Origin of the sequence: Gordonia paraffinivorans (assembly GCF_900683595.1) — a bacterium.
GTDB classification, from domain to species: Bacteria; Actinomycetota; Actinomycetes; order Mycobacteriales; family Mycobacteriaceae; genus Gordonia; species Gordonia paraffinivorans.
The window spans coordinates 268,209-288,419 of sequence record NZ_CAACYD010000005.1 but is presented as its reverse complement, the minus strand read 5'-3'; the positions used below and the strand labels follow the sequence as shown (position 1 = coordinate 288,419).

Here is a 20,211-nt window from a genome sequence, read left to right as displayed (position 1 = left end):
AGCGTCGTGGCTAGTACGGCCGTTGATCAGTCCTCATCGCACTGCTCGCGTATGCGGCCGTCCTCGCACCGAACGTTGAGTTGGCTCGCAGTACAAGCAGACCATCTCCGGAGTCCGCTTGAAGTCCTCGACGCGCGCCAACGGACGGCCACACTGGCATCGTTCGGCGCCCTGGTCACTGCCCTGCGCGTATGCAGTGGACCTTCGGCGGATCGCCATTCGCGCTGCCTCCGCAAGACCAGGGTGTCGGGTGCGTAGCCAGGTCCCGGGGCCGTCAGACAGAATCGCACCCGTTGCTGACCAGACGATGGAGCCGACGATGGCCATCGACTCGTGGACCGGTCTCGTCGGTCGTAGATAGACGTCCGATTGCAGCAAGTGCAACAGCGGCATCGGGAGGTCCCCATTTGGCTCCGGGCTGAACCAGATCGTCACCGGGACTCGCTTGGCTGCGTCGCGCAACGGACCCACCAACGACATCATCGCGGTGGGGGCGACTGAAGGGGTACGGATTTCGATGGGGCCATCCGAGGCCGCGATGTCCGACCCGAGCTTGTCGAGATCTGGGTGGACCGACGTCGGCGAGTCAGTGTCGCTCACGACGTCAAGCCAACTGACTCGCTCGGCGTTCTCGAGGAACTCCCGCATGAACGTGTACACCGCATCTACGGTGCCTCGTTGCCTATGCACACGTCCGAAGTCGGCGAGCAGGACCAGCTGTTCTCGGGCACGGCTGGCGGCGACATTCATCAGTCGGGCGCCGGTGCCGCCCGAGCTTCCGTTGGCGAACCAGTCGTGAAGCCTGAAGTTGCTGCCTGCGGCATCTACGCAGTCGTACACGACCAGGTCGGCTTCGCCGCCCTGGAACTTGTGAACCGTCGACGCCTCGCCGCGGTTGAGGTCTGCGGTGAACGGTCGCAGCAGCGCTGCCTGGCAGTTGAACGGCGTGATGAACGCGGCATCCACGTCCGTGCTCGCCGCGGCAATCGAAGCAGCGATCTGTGCGTGCATGAGATTGAAGCGCGACACCAACCCTCCGCGTCGTCCCATCCATGCGCGCAGGTCGGAGGTGTCGATGGCCACTAGTTCGGCGGAACCGAAGGGCATCGGGGGCCGACGCCGTCGAGTCACCGAATCTGCTGTCCTGAGTGGGCTTTCCGGGTAGAAGCCGGCGCTCACCGCATCGGAGATCTTGGCTCGCATACGATGCTGGGTCGTCAGTGCGACGAGATCGAGAGGCGGCGTACCTCGACGAACGTTCGCGGCCACTCCAGCCGCTTCGAAAGGACTGTCATGCAGCCACTTGTGGGAGGCTGGCGTATCGGACACTGCGACCGGACTGAGTTGTCGAAAATCCCCAGCCACCACTGTGTGGCCGTTACCGAGTCCCGCCACGAGCATCGCGAGCGTGGCGGTCATCATGCTCGCTTCATCGATCACGACCGTATCGAAGCGTTGATCCTGTAGCCCCTCGAGGACGCTCTGATGAGCCGTCGCAGCCACCAGTGATGCGTCTCTGACCACCTGACGCCGGACATCTCGGAGGGACGAATCCAGTTGATTCGTCATCTCTTTCACTTCGGCTAGGCGCCGTTGGAGCCGGATCCGATCGTTCGACGACGGGGTTGTGCCTCGTGCCTTCGTGATTTGCTCGAGCTTCTTCGTGAGTTGCGATGCCTCCTCGCGAAGTGCCACCGCGCGCCGTGCGATCTCCTGCCCACGAGCGGCCGCAATTTCTTCGACAAGGACAGGGATGTGGCGGTTGGCGAGTCTCTCGTCGACAGGCTGTCCCACACGCACGATGCGACCGGTTTCGAGTCGACCGAGTTTGTTCAACGCGCCGACCAGTGCCACGTCGACGGCTGTGTTCGTCGGACCGCACAGCAAGACGCGTCTTCCGGCGGCCAGGAGATCACGGATGAGGACCGACAGGGTGGTTGTCTTGCCCGTGCCCGGCGGTCCCCACAGCCAGGTCAGTTTAGGCGTCATACCATGTCGCACAGCAAGATTCTGCTGAGGGTTCAGGCTGTCGTCCGCCGGATGAGGGGCGAGCCTCGGTGATGCCCCATTTGGTTTGGGTGTCACGACGGCGAGGGCGGCGGTGGTGTTGAAGCGCTGGGCGTTGTCCAGGAGCTCGGATAGCCGGGATCGTTGCTTTCCGACGATCCACGTCAGGTCGACCCGCAGCTTTGCCGACGGAGAGTATGGCATGTCGGCCGGCACCGACAATGTCAGCTCGGTGCCAAATCGTGACACCACCTCGACCTCGAACGCTCGGTTCTCGTGCTGGGCGCCGAGGACCAGGGTTGCGGTGCTGCCCTCGCGGATGTCCAGATCGTCCTGTAGCTGATACACGACGAGATCGCGAGTGTCGGTGGCCGAGTGCCGGCGTCCACCGTCGAGGTGGACTTCCTGTTTTGCCACCTCGCGAACTGCCTGGGAGTATTCGTCGCCCAGTCCTTGAATCGCTTGCTTCGCGATCGTCCGCCATTGCGGATCGACGGGATACACACGCTCTGGTGCGTGTGCAGCGGCGTCCGAGAGCCCAGCTCGTTCACGCAGTTTGGCGATCTCGGATCGGGCACTGAAGGTCAGTGGTTTGCCGATCTTGACGCGAACGCGTTGGGTCGACTCGTTACGCGGTGCTGCGGTGCCGATGGGAACCCAGGTTTGGGTGGCCTCATCGAACTCCGCGACAGGTCGCTCGGTGTTGATGAGAAAGAGGTCACCGATGGTGACGCCACGTAGACCCCGAAGATCGAGCTCTTCGAGAACAACATCTTGACTGATCGGACCCTGACTGAGGAGCTTCTGGAATTCCACCAGAATGGCCTTCGACCGACCCTGCACCACCGTGGTACCACCGCTCCCTACTCTTTACACCTAAACCCGTTAGCGATATAAACATCTTTTCTGGGTTATGGGGAGGTGCGAGTCAAGTATTGGTCCGAACGGACGAATTATGAAAGTACTCCGGGGTTGATTAGTTGGTCTTTCAAAATCTGCCTGACCTCGTTGCTCTTGTCACGAAACGACCTCCGGCAGCAGCTGGCTGGGCTCGCCGACCCAGATGACGACCAGTTGATCCCGAGCACGCGTGGCCGCGACGTACAACAGCGATCGTTCGCGTTGTAGAGCGTCCTCGCGGTCGCCCTCGGGAAGCGACTCGATGACGTAGTCCCGGGGGAGACTACGCGCACTGACTCCGACGAGGATGACCTTCGCGAACTCCATGCCCTTGGATCGGTGCATCGTCATCACCTGGGCCGTGTGCGGCTTCCCGCGTGAGTCGCGGTCGACGAAGGTGGTGGGTACCTCCCGCTCGCCCAGCGCGCGGACGAGGTCCTGCCCTTCCTTCTTGGTGGGGACCAGAACCCCGATCGACTCGGGATCGACCCCTTCGGCGAGCCACGCCTTCACATAGTCGCGCACGAGCTCGTACTGTTCGGTCATCGAGTCCGCATGTCGGGCTTCGGGTATAGGGCCCCGACGTGCTGACCGGTAGTTCTCCGTGGTCTCGGAGTCACCGCTGAGATCAGCGAACTCAGCGCCGGAGAGAATGCCCAGGGCGTACCTCAGGTTCTGTTCGGTGGTGCGGTAGTTGAGCGTCAGACGGCTCGACCGACGACCCAAGATGTTGATGCCGTAGTTCTTGAGGACGATCTTCTGCCCGTAGATCCGCTGATGACTGTCCTCGGCGATAAACAGGTCGTTGGGACCCGGTGCGACGAGCGCACGCAGCAGCTGGAACCTGGTGGGGCTCAGGTCCTGTGCCTCATCGACCAGAACATGGTCGGCCACCGGGCCGCGCTCGGCCAGTACGCGTGCGGCGATCGCGGCGCGCTCTTCGTAGTCGGTCGTGGCAGCTGCGGCTGACGCCGCACGATACGCGGAGACGATCTCCCATACCTGCTTGCGGCGCTGACGATTCAACGCGACGCCTCGTCCCGGGCGACGTACGCGCAGGTACTCCTGCTCGGTGGTGATGAGAGCCGGCAGGATGACAGTTGCGTACTCGGCCTCGAGAAACGATGTGGTGCGCAGCTGGGCGGGTAGATCCCCACCGGCGGTGTCGGCGGCGTAACGCCATTCGTCGTCACGGGTGCGTTCGAGGATCTGGGACGTACGTGGTCCGAGAACTTCCACCACCGGTCCGGGTTGTCCCTCGGTGCCGCCGAGATCGTCTGCACGGGAGAGGACTTGGTAGGCGATCGAATCGATGCCGGCGACGAACACGCCGGGATCACCGAGGTTCGAAGCCAGCGGGATGGTCGGGTCGAGGAGCTGAAGCTGCGTCTTCAGGTTCTCGGCCAGGGTGCGGTTGTATGTGGTCAGCACGATGCGCGCGGTCGGGTTCTTCCGGTGCAGGAAGCGTGTTCGGTGGAGGAGCACGACGGTCTTTCCGGTTCCGGCGCCTCCGGTGATGCGTGCCGATTCGTTGAAGTCGCGCGTCGTCAGTGACCGCTGCTCGGGATGGAGGAAGATGCGCCACGCCGTGAAATTGGGATTCTCGATGGCCGCCTTGAGCTCGGCGTCGTCCTCGATGAACGCGAACTCCATCTGTGCGGCAGGATGACGAAGCGCGGCCAGCATCCGATCGTCGTCGGTCTCGCCCTCGGGCTCCTCGGTACCGATCCGGTACTTCTCGCGGACATCGGCGAGGGACTCGCCGGTGAAGATGTCGAGGAGGGCGTTGGCCTGCCAGGCGGCGGGCGCCGCCGAGGTGTACTCGAGGAGTTCGTCGGGGTCGGTGATGTCGAGAGCACCTTCGGCGAAGTCCTCTGCAATGCCCAGTTCCGTGAGGTCGTCGACGACGAACTCGCGTTGGCGGAGCGACTTGTGCGCTGGAGCCGACGTTGCTGCCGGCGGGGTGGAGGGGGCCAGAGGCACGGGCTTCTTCGGCTTGATCTCGGCTTCGTCGGCCGCGATCAGCTCGGCGATGTTGTTCCGCGGGTTGATCTTCAGAGTCGACTTCTTGGCGATCTCGATCGCTTCGTCATGGGGGTAGGTGCCCATGAACACATACGAAGCGTCCTGGTTGCTGCCCTGCAGCTTGAAGAGCACGGCGCGGTTGCTGATGTCCACACGGCCTGTCCGCGCGCGATCATCGATGGAATTGACGATCGGCTCGATGTGGAGACCAGATGTTTGATCACTCTTCGAGAGCTTCGCCAGGAACGCGTAGGTCGGCTTCTGAAGGCTGCCATCGAGTTTCTCGAGGCCGGGACCGAGAATGATCTGGGGCACTAGACGCCTTTCTGTTCAAAGGTCTCACGGATGATGTCGAGGTCGGGACCACACAGTGTCCAGCCGGTGCGCTCGAGTTCTTCTCGCTCGTCATCGTCCACGAAGAAGTCCACCGCAACCTTCTTCTGTGGCCAGGAGATTTCGAGCGGTATGCCTCCGGACGCCTCTTCGCCGATCTCGGGCACCGGCAGACCGGACTCGGCGAGCAGTGCCACCAGCTTTCGAGCGGACTCGTCCACGTTCTCGTACGCCTCGCGCCAGGGACCGGAAAGTGCGGGCTCGGTGTCGTCGGTAGTGGAGTTGGCGCGTTCATCGACCCTGTCGCGTGCCACGTCGTCATCGACCTGCATCGAGGCAGAGGCCAGGTGCGCCCGGGTTGTCACATCAGCCGGCAACGTCCGGAAGTTGAGGAGGTTGCCCCAGAGGAGCCACTCCTTCCACGCATCGTTGATGTCAGCGGACACGGACGAGTCCGAGTCGTCCAACACGACGGCGATCTCCACCGGTGTGGGAACCTTAGCGCCGGGCGCGAGTCGCACGGCGATGGCCAGGTGCGGGGATGTCCACACGAACGTGTCGCCTGCCGGGTCCGCGGTCACCTTGTCATCGAGCGCTCGCAAGGCGAGCTCGCGTGTGGAGGCACCCGACGAGCGTGTTCCGGTAGGTCCGACGCTGAGGATTCCCAGCATCGGAACCCAGTGGGCGAGCTGGGCTCGGGAGTCCTTGGACGGGTTCTGCATCCACGCGATGAGGAGATCGAGAGCGTTCGTGAAAGCGAGATCGATCGCACTCTTGGACAGCTGGTCACCTGCGGCGCCGAGGACGGCCGAGCGCTTCGCCGAGTCGAAGGCCCGCGCTTGGACGATTTCGCCTTCGACGTCGGAGTGGGTCACCGAGACGACCTGGTAGCCGGCGTCCCTGAGGTTCCGCCGCTTTTCGGCGTCGTCGGCCAGACGATTGTGTCTGTGGGTGGCGTGGTACCGGAAACCATCGGTGAAGATGGCCGTCACCGGAACTCCGCTACGTGACGACGTCAGAAGGAAGTCCGGCTTGCTGCCGAGCACATTCTCCTGAGGCCGAAGTGACCACTGGTTGTTCGAGCCCAGCGAGATGTCCCACGTGACCCCGCGGTCACTGGGCTTCTCGGAGATGGTTGCGCCGAGCTTGACGAGCCGGTCGCGGAACTCGACGCGGAACCGCTTTTCGAGGTCGGACTCGCTGTCGTCGACGTCGGGTTCGAACTGCGTGATGTGCCATGGCATCTCAGCGGGCATCACGAGCTCTTCGTCGGGTGAGTGCTCTCGTCCGGTCAGCAGCGTTTCGAGATGATGTTGGGCCGCTGATCGCGAGGTGTAGCGAATCTGATGAAGGGGCGCAAAGGGGAGTAGGCATCGTTCGCAGGCCAGCTTTCCCTCCGTCCGGCACCGGCATGAGCTGACGACGCTCCATGCTCGATGGAGGAGATCCCATACTGTCGACGGGCTGGTGAAGTCGGCGAGGTAGCCGGTTCCACCGGGCACGACGTCGTGGAGCAGCAGTGCGGGATAACCACTCTTACCGGGCGACGGATCAACAATTGTCGTGACCTGCAGGTGGTCCGGTGAGCCGCCGATGCGTTCCCGCAGTCCTAGGAGGATTGCCGCAGCGAGAGACGGGACTGCGAAAGAGTCGCCAAGGGTGACCGTGGGCGGAAGACGCAGGACCAGTCCTTCGGTGGACATGCTGCGGCTGAGGGCGATGGACCGCGTGTCTTCTTCGAGAGCGGTTCTCAGGGAACACCATGGCCGATGCTCCGACGGACGGTTCGCACGTGTGGCCTGATCCAACTTTCCGCATTCGGAGCACACCCGGAACAGGCTCACTGCAGCGTCCTCACCGCCCAGGCGTCGGTTCGGCGCACCGTTCGATCCACTGCCGAGGTTGATCCATCGGATGTTCATACTGCGCAGATGTTTTGCGCCGAACCCGAGGCCTTCGACGTACCACTTACGGGTGACCTGCTCTGGGTCGACGTCTGCCGCGGTGATCACCGTGTAGGAGCGCCGATTGCGCTCATCGCGGGTGTCATCGATGACGGCTTCTTCTCTGCGGATGACAGCGGACACATTGCGCAGTTCGACGACCGCGAGCCGTTGGCCCGTGTCGGCGATGGCAGGTGAGTGGCAGCGTGGGCACAGGGTGGATCGGGACTCGCCGGCGGACGCGGTGAGGTCCTCGATATACCCACATCGTGCGCAGCATGCCCATTGGTGGATCTCTTCGCCGTCGATGCCTAGGTCGACGGCGTCGATGTCGATTGCGAAACCGTTGGCGTAGAACGTTGATCCAGGGGCGAAGTCGCGTAGTGCTTGCGCGGCACCGCGCTTGATCTCGAACGCGGAGTGTTCGAAGTCGTCGGTCTCTGGGTCACGCCAATTGACGGACACCGACAGCGTCGCGGTGTCGTCGAGGAGCGTGTAGTTCGGGAACAACCCGAAGGTCTCGAGTGCGCTGATCCAATGCCTCGAGCGACACTCGCTGAGTTGTTTCCGAATAAGACGCAGTGTTGCCTCGGCCGTGCGGAGTTCGGCCTCATCCTCAGACGTCGCGGCCGGCGACTCCACCTTCTCCCGAAGGCCCGGCAGAATCTCCTCGACAGCGGACCGCCGGTGGTGGAGCGTTTCGATACGCCGGTTCCACTCTCGGGAAGCTCGGTGGCATCGGGTCGCCAGCTCGCTGGTGCCGGGACCGTTGACCGGTCGCGGAAAGCGACGCAGACGTTCGATAACGTCGTCGTCCAGGGGAGGGAAGGCAGCGAGGAACTCGTCGACGAGATCCTCGCATCGGTTCTCGGCTTCCGAAATCAGGGCTCCGAGATATGTTCCCGGCGCCGTCGACCGCAGGACATCCGGAGTTGTGCGGGGATGTGGCGCGTCTGGGCGACGGGCGAGAATGTCGGCCACCGACGCGACGAACTGGCGTATGAGGATTTCCTCGGCGTCCAGATATGTTGCCGGCGGTCGGACTTGGCCGTTGATGGTGTCGGTCGGGCGGGTGAATCGGGGCAGTTGGTCACCGCGACCGGAGACGTAGGCCAGTGCCAGCGCGTTTCCGGTGAGGCGTCCCGCACGTCCTACCCGCTGCAGGTAGGAGGCGACGGTTCGGGGTAACGAGGACAACATGACGGCAGACAGGTCACCGATGTCGATACCCATTTCGAGAGTCGGGGTGGCGACCAGGACATTGGGTGCGTTCGGCGGAGGCACCTCCTGCTTGAACTGTGTCTCGTACTCGAGCCGGACCTCGTCGGGGAGGAGGCTGGTGTGCTCTCGTGCCACGACGCGACGGATGTCTGTCGCCGCGTACATCTGTCGGTAGAAGTTGTCATCGATGTGGTGGTCACGCAGCGTACCCTCGCAATGGATCACCATGCATGGCCCCCCACGGAGTTGGTCGATGGTGGTGGGGTAGGCGTGGACCGTGTCCCGACAGATCGAGCAGATCAGTGAGACGGCTCCGCCGGCGAGTTCGGCGTCGGCGATGGGGCGGGCGATGACGGACGAGGGCGGAAGGTGGAAGGTTTGGGCGCCCGACTTCGACACGACCTGACCGAGGACGTCGTGACGATGAAGCCGTGTGAACAAGAGACGTGCAAGTACCGCCCCCTCAGACGCGGTGACGCCCAGTGCTTTGGCAGACCACTGCGCGTACCAACCGCGTGGTGACGCGATGGGTTCGAGGTCGGTGTCGGGTGCCTTTCCGAGGATCGGATAGCCCGGGGCGGAGCTGCCACGGCCGAAGCCCGGCATCCCCTCGCCGCGTTTGCGGCCACCGGTGATCCACCAGCGGTTCCCGTCTTCTTGACGGAACTTGTCGAACCAGGTGTGACCAATGGCGCCCCGGCGGCGCATGTGGACAAGCACTCCGCGTACCCATCGGGTGAGTGTGTCGTCGTCGATCTCGTCGATGGTTGTCTGGACATCGGGTGCTTCCACGGCTTCGCGGGCCACGGCGCGAAGCGCAGTCTCGGTGACGTCGACAAAGGTCAAGACCGAGCCGGTGCGCTCGAGGGTGCGACCGACACCTGACCGCAGGCCGAACTCGAGTTCGATGTCCAACAACAGCCGGTTCAGAACCGCACGGCGTAGACGGACCGGGATGCGCTTGGCCGACGGTGTTTTCCAGAACTTCTCGAAGTCGGACCGCTCCGCGAGCTCGGGCGGAAGGATCCGATACCGAGCGCCAGGATCGTCGCCGGCGAGCTCGATGATCCGGTGGGCCAGCGTCTCGAGGTCGGTCTCTCCGTGGCCGAGCGCCTGACGTAGGAGAGTACGCAAAGTCAGAGCGTGTGAACGGGACTGAACGAATCCGGCACGGTGGGCCGCATCCTGCACACTGTCGGTGAAGACGAGTGCACGCTTCTCTCGCGGGTCGAGGCTCGGGGTACCGAACAGCGTCGACAGCGATACCGACAGCATCGTCGCGATCGCGGAACCGAGAAACCGAATACCGTCGTCTTGGCGGCACGACGGGCACGCCTGCTTGGCGGACGCATCTCCCGCATTGGTGGAGCTGTCGACGAGAACGGGAATGGCGCCTCCCTCCGCGATGACTCCGTCGCTTGGCCGTTGATGGATGATCCGGCGCTCGCGGACGACCAGCCATGCCAGCGAGGTGCCATCTGACATGTCGGGAGCGGAGGACTCTCCGTGCTCAGCTGCAAACGCTTCTTGAGGTGCGTGGATCAGTGCGCGAAAGCGGTCATCCCTTGCCAGCGCACGGCGGCGGATGGTCGAGTCGTCCGCGTCGAGCTCCGTTCCGGTTGGTGCGAGCACGACTCCCCATCCGGACCGGTTGCAGTGGCGGCAGTAGATGGCGGGAAGGAACGGGGCATCGGCGATGTCTTCATCCGGGCTCTCGACGATCACACCATCGTCGCTCCAGGCGAAGTGCGGGGTATCGACAGCGGCGCGATCGATGCGGGTGAGTTCCCGAATCCACAGGTGGACATCGACAGAGGGGGCAGCGATCTTGTAGACAGCGCGAACGTGGCTCAACACGGTGAACAGGCCGGTCACGATCGACACACGCCGCGGGTGCGATATGCCTTCGAGGTCCTCCAGGGGGGAGTCGGCAAGATCAGATCCACAGAGTTCGTCGAATGTGACTGCTGCGCGCGTCAATTCGATGAGCTGTTGGAACAGGGGATGACACTTGACGAGGTCGAGTACCAGTGGATCGCCGCCTTCGACTGCGCGCCGCACGGTTTCTCGATCGCCCTCATACAGGGCGGATAGTAGAACTCTAGTGGTGCCTACCGGGTCCGCTGGGTCGAGTTGGTCCACAACGGCAGACAGTGCGTCGCCTGGCTTTGTCCTCGGCGAAAACCCGGCGTCGGCAACGGAATCGGGAGCGGTGCCGATCCATTCCGCCAGGCTGAGCCGCGATTCAGTGACGACGCAGTCGGTTGTGAACTCGTCTCCGAACACTGTGTGGGCGAAGTCAAGCATCGTCGACGGGTCGTTTCCATCGCCGAGGGTTGCCGAGGTCGCCACGGGTGTGATCTTCCCTAGTGGGCGCGATCGGTCCTTATCAGTGACCTCGGGATCATCTGTTGCCCAATGGCTCTTGAGGGTCTGACCGAGACGACGGAGCAGCATCGCCACGTCGGTTCCTTGGGCGCCGTCGTACGTGTGAAACTCATCGAGTACGAGGTATTGGAGACTGGTGGCACTCTGCTTCCAAAGGTCCGCGTCAGCAGGTCGCAGCAGAAGCTGGTCCAACATCTTGTAGTTGGTCAGCAGTATGTCAGGTGCCGACGACCGGATGATGTCGCGGTCCGTGATGAGGCCTTCGCTCGTCACAGTGGTGCGTTTGGCGCCGCCCTCGCCCGTGTAGAGGGCGGCGGTGATACCACCGAATTCGGCGTTGTCGGTGAGGATCTTGGCCAGACGCCCCGCCTGATCGTTGGCGAGCGCGTTCATTGGATACAGGATCAGGGCCTTGGTACCGGAGATCCCGTTACGTTTGGCGCGTTGAACGTGGTCGAGGATCGGGTACAGGAAGGATTCGGTCTTACCCGATCCGGTACCGGTGGTTACCAGAGTGGGGAGTGGCCGCCTTTTCGCCTCGGACAGGTTGTAGCTCGACAGTCTCGCGAAGGCCGCTGCTTGATGTCCGTACGGGGTGTGTCCCGCATACCATTCGAGATTGTCTCGCCAGCCGTCGTCAGCGGGGCGGAATGGTAAGCGCAGCCGGACGTAAGGGCCTCGGAACATGCCGGTCTCGCGGTCCTGGAGGAACTCGTCGAGTGCCTGGCGAGCGTCGGGATCCGCAAGCGCAAAGGTGGTGCCGAGGTAATCGAGCAGGCTCGACTTGATGGTTTCGGCCTGAGCAAGCGGCAGAAGTTCGACCACGCTCAGCGGCCTCCCTTGATGCCCAGACGACGCTCGAACTCTGCGTAGGCTTCGCGCATGTCGGCCTCGCGGTCGAGGAACCGGAATGGCAATTCATATGTGTAGGTGTTGCCGGCCGCATTGGTGGCGGTGCGTTCCTCGTCGGTGAGGTCGTCACCCTTCTTACGCCACAACACGAGCACCTCCTGCGGCACCAGTCGTCCGTTGGCGTCATATAGGTACTTGTTGCGGTCGTAACCGTAGAGCACCGGGAACTGCGTGCGGTATATAGTGCAGAGCTCATCCGCGGTCAAGCCGAGACCGAGCGCGACGAGCGCATCTATCTCGACGAGGGCCTGGCGACGGTCGGCAGCGATGCGGAGGGGGGTGTCTTCTGACCACGTGGACTGAACGACGCCAAGCTTACAGCTCTTGGTTTCCCAGCCGCCCTTTGTCCACGAATCGTCTTCGAAAGCACTGTCATAGCACTCTGACCAAAGCGTGTCGTAATTACTTATGAGGCAGCTGAGCCGGAGTATTCGCAGCAAGAGTAGTTGGTGAATTCTCGTATGCTTTACCCACGGTAGACGGCCGAACACACTCTGATAAATGCCGCTCTTTGGTGCTGCACGGACGGTGAAGTCGGCGATCAATGACGAAGATATTGCGGCGATTAGTGCAAGTCTTGTTCCATTATCGGTAGGAAGGGCGACACTGAAGACTCCATTAATGTGCGCTGCACCTGGCGGGAGTAGTGCGGAGATCAGCGTTCTCTCGCCTGTGTTCGCTGCCATCGCGCGCCATGCGACGCGGTAGTAATCTCGGGCAGATGCGCGTTTGACCTTACCGTCTTCGTCGAGGACCTCCCACGTCGTGTAATCACCGTCATACCGTTCTCGATCCCCGGCCGGCTTGTAGGTCGTCACTGGTACCGCGTCGGGTGCGAGAGCCTCGAGGTCCACTTCAGACCAGTCAAGGTTGTTCTTCATTGTCGCGTTGGGTGACTTGTAGAACGGTGTCGCCACGTGAATGTGGGGGCCCTGAAGGATGACGTCGTTCCACGATGGAGGTAATCCCCACGAAACATCGAAGTAGCCGCGGGTCCGGTCGTTCTTTTCATGCCAGCCAGACGAGAACATCGGATTGAGATCGCCCAACCGAGACTTGTTAGAAAGTGCGCTGAGGACCCTTTCGACCGACCGGTTGGTGGTGTACACCATCCGTGCCCGCAGAGGGCTCGTTCCCGGACGTTCGAGGAGGTCTCGCCATGTCGTCAGGACATCGGTGTCGACGGTGATGATGCGACTGGAATGAGGGCTCAGATCCCACTTTCCGTCAGCGTCTTTGAGTCCGGGTTCGGGACCCTCGCCGCCATGAGCGAGCGAGCGGATCACCGTATCTGGGTGATAGAGAGACGAAGCGTTGAGGAAGCGGGGACTTTGTCGAGCTTTATAGACGTGAACACCGAACGTTACAAGGTGGTGGATCTCATAAAGCGACAGTTCATTGATGAACTGCCAATGCCTGCGTAGTCGTGCGTAGGTGGCTTCTCGAAGAAGGCCGGCTTTCTCGTCCGTGAAGTGGCTCTCGGGATGGACCAGTGCGACGGTCCCAGCGAGAGACATATGCCTCCAGGTCTGCTCCATGAAACATCGGTAGAGGTCAGGCTGGAGGCCTCCGAGGTGTGGGTAATTCTTGGTGTCTCCGAGATAACCTGCCATTGCGACGACGTCGGCGGTCTCGGTGACAACCAGGTCGTAGATGTCGGGAAGTGTGAGTGTTGCCAGACGTTTCGCTCGGACTTCGGCCTGCGTCGGTTTGACCGCCAACTGAAACCAAGGGTCACCCTCAGCCAGAAGGGCATCGACATCCGTCCGAGGACGAACCCACGGGGGGTTCCCAACCTGCAAGCCGAAACCGCCTCCGGCGAAGACAGGGGCGAAGTCGAGCTCCCAGTGGAAGAATCCCTGTCGGTTCGCAACACGCTCGGCAACCGCCAACCAGGGATGCTGCTCGAGTACGGCATCGAGTTTCCTCGCTTGCGCAAGCAGAAGATCGGCTTCTTCTGCATCCTCGAGCTGAGCCCAGGTCGCGGTGGTAAAGACGTCGATCTGACCGCCGCGAGCTTCCTTGACCGGTGTACCGAGAAGCTCCGTCAGTGTGTCGAGCCACTCTTGCAGACTTGGTGGTTCGGCGATCTGACCATTCACGCTTCGTGCTCGCTCCGTGAGCGGCCAGAACCACAGGGCACACCAGGCATCCATGACACGCCGCAACCGTCGGTAGGCGCCGTTCTCGTCCGCCAGCGATGCCTCGATCTGTTCTCGGCTCACTGCGCCGCCGGTAACGTCGAGCTCCCGGCCCCACAGCGGAATTTCGCGACGGATTTCCGACTCGGCAATCTGAAGCCGACGTAGCGCGAAGCCCCACAGTGTTTCGACACGCTGTGCCAGCGCCTGCAGTTGTTTGATCTGTGCGGTGGAGAGCTTCTTGCCGAGGCTCTTTCGCCACTGCTTGAGGTCCTTGACAACATCAGGCGCGAGTTCTTTGCCCTCCTTGACGTCAGCCGTGGAACCCCAACCACTGCTGGGTAACAGGAAGTGGTGGACGGCACCGAAGTGATTGTCCAAGGATTCCGACAGCGGAACATCGACAAGGGCGGCGTCGAGCCAGCCCGTCTCCTTCAGGCGACGGGCCGGCACCACGGCGCGGCGGGCACCGATCAGGGAGTTACCACGGCGCAGGTGTAAACCGAACCACGGCGCCGCCAGGCCCGGTCCCATGGTGTCCAGCCACAAGGTGATCTCAGCGAACTCGACTGCCGTGGCGTTCAAGTCCACCCCGTACACCTGGTGGAGCGCGATATACGCCTTGACCCGCTGCAATTCGGTCGGGTAGTCCTCCGGCGGAATCCGTTCGCCGAGCTCCTTCTGACGGCGAGTCAGATACTGCTCGGCGAGCTGGCGCACTGCCTCGATGGCGAACGCCCCCGAACCGAGTGCGGGCTCGCAGACCGTGAGGTTGAGAATCTCCTCGGCTGTAGTTGTCTTTCCGTCCTGGTCGAGCAGCTCCTCGAGCGCCTGGCCGACGGTGAAGCGGGTGAGCACTTCAGGGGTGTAGTACGAGGCCGACTGTTGGCGCTCTCGACCGGCGAGGCGGAATACGAAGGTGCCGGGCGTATGTCGCACCGGGACAAGCTCACCGGTGTGTTCGTCACGAACCTTGACGAAGTCCGAATCGGAGATGCCCTCGATTCGACTTTCGGGGACAACCCACGAGCCCTTCTCCGGGTTGCCGTTCTTCGCCACTTCGTACAGCGTGTCGTGGGCGAAGAAGCCTGTGTAGCTCATCAGGCCCTCGTACACGGCGCCGAGCTGGTTGATACCGAGTTCTGCGTACGAGATAAATCCGCGGTCCTTGCCGCGGGTCTCCTTGCTCATCAGCAGATGGCGCAGGACCTTTTGCAGTGCAAGATTGCTGAGCTTCACCTCATCGATCAGGGAGGTCGCCTTCGGCAGGAACAGGTCCGCCTTCAGCGCTCGGAACGTCAACCCTTCGGCCCGGGCCTCGTCGTCGTCCTCGACACCGCCATCATGGCCGCGGTCGACCATCTCGAAGAGTGTGCTGAGTGAGTCGTAGAAGTGTGTCCCGTTCTGCGCACGTGGCGTGACCAACTCAACCGGAAGGAGTTCGCGAAGGCGATCGAGGCTGTAGCCGCGTTCGTAGTTGGGATCTCCGACCGGGAGCACCGACAACTCGGGTGTCGCCTCGGCGTAGAGGAGAAACAGGATGCGGTAAAGGAACCGCAACGATTGGCCGGCGAGCGGTTGCGCCATGTCGTCGGGGAGTGGCTCCAGACCCTGCTCTCGCCGGCGTGCGACGACGTCGTTGGCGATGATTTCGATCGATAACCGCACGCCTTCACGCAGGTCCTTGGAGACGCCGACGGTGTGCTTGACCGATTCCTCGATGACGCCCGACCACCAGATGTCGCCCTCGGCGTCGGGAGCAAGGGACTCGGCCTCGATGCACGTGAGTGCGCGGTCGATCTCGCCACCGCGCTTGTCGTCGTTGCGTTCACCGACCAACTGCAGATCGACTGCGAGGTAGCGGCCTTCGAGCCAGCGTTCGCGTTCGGTCACCAGGGCAGTGCTTCCGGCAAGCACCAACGCAAAACGCGGTCCGTCCTCGGACACGAACAGGTGGGACAGCAGTCCGGCCACCGAGGCGATGGAATCGGCTGCGTCGGGGTGGAACTCACGAAGGAGCGACTTCTCGTCCTTGGCGAGCAAGTCCTCGATTTCCAGCCCGCCCCGAGCTTCCACGAGGACCAGCGGGGCGGTTCCACCGAGGTCGCGGGTGCGGAACGCCAACGCAGGACCCGGTTCGGTGTCGCTGCCGCCGATCCGCTCGATCTCCCAACGCAGCGCATTGTCGTAGCCGAGGACGGTGCGCAGTGTCTGATAGAGCCCGTCGAGGCTCTCCTCGTCGGCGTTCTCGGACAGGGCGATGAACTCGGTGGCGAGCTTGCCCCGCACCTCCGTGAATCGCGTGCGGGCGGTCGGGTGGCCCTCCGCCTTCGCGGCATCCCACTGCTTGCGCCGTTCGAGGACCTTTGCCTGGAACGACTGCGACTTGGCGTCGGTGGTGAAGTAGTGCTCGCTGATGAAGTCTTCACCGATCACCAGCGCGTCGGATGTGAACGCCATCGTCAGTTCTCCTGCGTGAGTTCGAGATCAGTGGGGACAGAGAGGATCAGAGGACGCGCGAGCCGTCGCTCCGGGTTCATCGCTTGGGCGAGTTCTTGCTCCTCCGAGATGCGGGCGGTGCGCTCGCGGAGTTGTCCGCGCTGAGTCAGTTGGCCGGCCTCCGCTTTCCACTCTTCGGAACGCCGAATCCAGTCGTCGATCCGTCGTTGGGTTTCAAAGCGTATTGCCTCGGCTTGCTGCTCGGCCGCGCCGTCGGCGGCCGTGACCGCGGCGGCCACCAGCGGTTGCAGGTTCGCTGCGCCGGCGAGGTCGCCCCGACTCTCCCGTGCGATCTGCAAGTGTTCTACCGCAGCGCGGGCATTCGGGTGCGGTGTCACGAGTGAGCCGTCGGGGTCCGCGGGGTCGGGGAAGTCAACCGTGTAGTACGACGCCGCCACGACCTGTCCGCGCTTGTTTGTCTGAGTCACCTGGACAAGTACCGATGCAAAGGCGACATCGCCGCGCACCGCGAAGATCTGGTTGCGCCCGAGTTCGGCGAGCGCGCGGTCGGCGGCCCAGTCGATGATCGGGTGCAGCGGAGCGAGATAGTGCGCCTCCGGCCACGTGGAGGTCGACGTGCCGCTCTTCGCCTGCCGAAGCTCTTCCTGGCCGCGAAGTCGGGTGTAGGCGAGTTTGTACTCCTCGGTGACCCGTCGCGACCGCAGATAGTCCTGAGGCAAGACTTCGAGCCGTTGCTTCAGGTCCCGAGGCGGTTTGAGGCTCGCAATGGATTGCCTCTGGTGGACCTTCCACGCGACGCCGTCGTTCGGATCGAGCTGTGGTGTCGGGAACGACTCGTACAGAGCAGCTTCGAGGAATTCGAACTCGGAGTCGTAGACGCCGGTCGCGGACTCCTCGGATTCCTCGATGTCTATTGGTTCGGCAACCTCAGGAGCTTCATCTGGCGTCGTCGCCAGTTGAGCAAAGAAGGCGTCCAGTCCGCCACCGGCCTCGACCTCCTCGACGGTCTTGACCACCGCGTCGAGGTCCTTCTGCCCGGCCAATACCTGCCGGATCGATTCCTCCTCGGCCTTCACGTCGTAGGTACCCATCAGAGATGCGGAGTCGCCCAGCGCGGTGTGGGCCTCGTGCTCGCGCTCGACGAGTCGGCTGAGCACCCGGATGTCGCCGGCGAAGCGCCCGGTGGACGGGTTGAGAAGAAGCGTCGTTATCTGGGGGCGATGCTTCTGCCCATAGCGGTCGATGCGGCCGTTGCGCTGCTCGATGCGGATCAGACTCCAGGGGATGTCGTAGTGGACAAGGTGATGGCACTGGGTATGCAGGTTCACGCCCTCGGAAGCGACGTCACCGGTCACCAGGATGCGGATCGGGGAGGACTCGAGCTTGAAGGACTCGACGATCGCTTGCTGCTCGGCGTCGCTGAGACCGCCGTGCAGCACGGTCACCTGGCCGAGCTGGTCACCTGTTGTGGTGGTCAGCTTCAGGTCTTTCGACAGTGCTTTCGCAAGAGCATTCAGAGTGGCCACACGTTCGGCGAAGACCACCACGCGCCGTGTACCGGTACGTGATACCCCGATGTCGTCGAGGTGTTCACGAAGCGCCTTGTACTTCGCGGACTTGGCGATCGGAACCGCGTCGGCCAACTCGCCCAGCCGCTCGAGGGCCTGACGCTCGCGTGCGGTGGACGGGTCGGTCTCGTCGAGTCGACGACGGCGTTCTTTGACGGACTCTGCCAGGGCTTCGGGCGAAGAGAGGAACGCCTTGGCGAGAACCCACGGGAACAGGGACGCGTTCTTGCCCGAGTAGGGGGAGTGCCCGTTCTCCGGCCAGAGCCACACGTCCTCGAGTTCGCGGGCGATTGAATCCTCACCCGGCGAGGCCGGCACGAGGACGTTGCGCGGCTGCTCACGCTCAGCCCAGTCCGAACCCACCGCACCCGCGACATCGGGGTGGTGGCGGTGCCGCCGGATCACCAGCTTCTTGACCTCGTCGAGATTCAGCTCGTCGGTAGGGGAGACCGCGCTCGGGTCGAGAAGCCGTATCAGCTGGGCAAACGATTCGGCGCGCCCGTTGTGTGGGGTCGCCGACGCAAGGATGAGCGCGTCTGTGCGTGAAGCCAGCAAGCTGGCGAGACGAGCCTTCTGAGCGCTGACGTTGGTGACGTTGTGCGACTCATCGATCACCACGGCATCCCAGCGCTGCTTTCGCAGACTGGCGATGTACCGGTCACTCTTGAGCGTGTCGATCGAGATGATGACCCGCTTATAGTAGGTGAACGGGTTCCGGTTGCCCGGCAGCACCTGACGGATTCGCTGGATGCCCGCCGAGTCCAGGCGCACGAACGGGAGCGCGAACCGCGTCCACAATTCCATCTGCATCTGCTCGAGGACGTGCTTGGGCGTGACGATCAGGATGCGGTCGCCGCGGCCTCGGCGCACCAGTTCGGACAGGATCATGCCGATTTCGATCGTCTTGCCGAGTCCCACCGCGTCCGCGAGCAGGATCCGTGGCCGCAGCTTGTCCGGATCCAGGGCCTTGGAGACGGCCTTCAGTTGGTAATCAAGTGGGTCCACGAGGCCGCGGTGGGCGGTGGTGAGACCCGGGTCAGCGATTGCCACGGGCGTCTTGCGGAGCATCGCCTCAAGCCACAGCCGAGCCCGACGGAACTGGACTGAGTCATCACCGACAACAGTCACCGCCGTGGGATCGACCTCGACGATAGTGTCGAGTGCGGTGGAGAAGACCGCCTCAGTGTCTCGCACGAGGTCCGAGAGGCCCGTGACATGCACGAAGTGACCGTCAGACGCCGTCTCCACAGCGGTGACAAGCCATTCCTCGTCACGCACGAGGACGATCGATCCAGGAGCGACGTTCAGTTCATTACCTTCGGGTCCGACCTCTGGTCGAGTGATGGTGGACCCTGACCCCTCGGCCGGTGTTTTCACAGACTCGTGCTCTCCGTCGATCTCGCTGTTTTGCTGGTTTGTGCCCCAAGATGGTCCCACCGGTGAACCGGGTACCGGTGGCGGTGGCGGTTCAGGGCGTGTCGGCGGTCTGTTGGTGGCGGTTGTTTGGGATGCTCGTCCGAAGTATTGCGATGCTGGGTCTCTCCATACGCGACGAATTCCTCCCATACGATCTCACGAAGCCTCTTGGCATTGCGGAGGCGACGCAGGTAGTCCATCTGCGCCCGTCTTCCACGAATGACACCTTCGTCGTGGTGTGCGACCTGGATGGCCTCGAGTACGCGCAGTCGAGGTTCCCGGTCGTGTCCGAGCCACTCCTCGCGCAGGATGGGCCAGGCTTCGCGAATGAAATCGATCCGGGGGCGCGCGCCATAGACCTGCCGCAGAGCGTCGGCCGGGGCCAAGCTGGGATCGCCGACCTCGAGTAGCCGGCTGCACATTGCATCCAGGAGCTCCGGAGGAAGGTTCGCCCAATCGAACTTGTAGCGCGGCATACCACCTCGTCTATCGGCCCTGTGGGGGGCGGTCAACACAACGTTGGGACGAGCGCTCGGATTCGAGCCGGTACGATGATAGTGGTACAAATCGGACGTCGGCAGAAATTCCTCTGAACGAACCACGGTGTAACTAGTGCTGTAGTGCATGGATGGTCTGCAGACGATGTGCATCATGGTTCTGAACACCTCGGAGCACGCAGATCGATTGAACTACAGCGCATTCAGCGGACCGATCCACTGCACATCATTGAGATGGCGAGCAGTCGGGCTGGTGGGTGGCTCAGCATGCTGTCGCAGTCCGCACATGCGTCGTAACGGGGCGTAGTCACCGCCACCTGGTGCCGACTCATGTTGGCGATGGGGACTTTGCACGCAGGGTGTCCTCCGATCGATCGAATTATTCCATGGTGGCGGGAAG

Annotated in this window: 6 protein-coding genes; 1 reads left to right on the top strand and 5 read right to left on the bottom strand. The window is 62.8% G+C overall.

Translation table 11 applies throughout. The features are described 5' to 3' along the window. Window positions 1-33: 33 nt before the first annotated feature. The 5 genes from E1P53_RS03455 to E1P53_RS03435 form a co-directional block, all read right to left on the bottom strand. Window positions 34-2,823 (bottom strand): DEAD/DEAH box helicase, encoded by a 2,790-nt coding sequence (locus E1P53_RS03455; protein WP_244941108.1) that lies wholly within the window; start codon window positions 2,821-2,823, stop codon window positions 34-36. A 201-nt stretch (window positions 2,824-3,024) separates the two neighbouring features. Next, entirely contained in the window at window positions 3,025-5,085 is a 2,061-nt protein-coding gene (locus E1P53_RS03450) for a 3'-5' exonuclease (RefSeq protein WP_244941107.1), read from the bottom strand. 161 nt (window positions 5,086-5,246) lie between these two features. Then, complete coding sequence (locus E1P53_RS03445) at window positions 5,247-11,642, bottom strand: DEAD/DEAH box helicase family protein (RefSeq protein ID WP_131733486.1); 6,396 nt, start codon at window positions 11,640-11,642, stop codon at window positions 5,247-5,249. 2 nt (window positions 11,643-11,644) lie between these two features. Continuing rightward, the gene (locus E1P53_RS03440; RefSeq protein ID WP_131733485.1) at window positions 11,645-16,330 is read right to left on the bottom strand and encodes an Eco57I restriction-modification methylase domain-containing protein; all 4,686 of its coding nucleotides are present in this window, start codon (window positions 16,328-16,330) and stop codon (window positions 11,645-11,647) included. Between the two features lie 2 nt (window positions 16,331-16,332). After that, the gene (locus tag E1P53_RS03435) at window positions 16,333-19,275 is read right to left on the bottom strand and encodes a helicase-related protein (protein WP_244941106.1); all 2,943 of its coding nucleotides are present in this window, start codon (window positions 19,273-19,275) and stop codon (window positions 16,333-16,335) included. A 62-nt stretch (window positions 19,276-19,337) separates the two neighbouring features. Between E1P53_RS03435 and E1P53_RS20675 the strand changes: the two genes are divergently transcribed. Next, window positions 19,338-19,724 (top strand): hypothetical protein, encoded by a 387-nt coding sequence (locus tag E1P53_RS20675; RefSeq protein WP_244941105.1) that lies wholly within the window; start codon window positions 19,338-19,340, stop codon window positions 19,722-19,724. Window positions 19,725-20,211 lie beyond the last annotated feature (487 nt).

What these genes read in the sequence shown, in the direction of transcription:
- E1P53_RS03440 (WP_131733485.1), bottom strand. Translation starts at nt 16,330, where the DNA reads ATGGCGTTCACATCCGACGCGCTGGTGATCGGTGAAGACTTCATCAGC.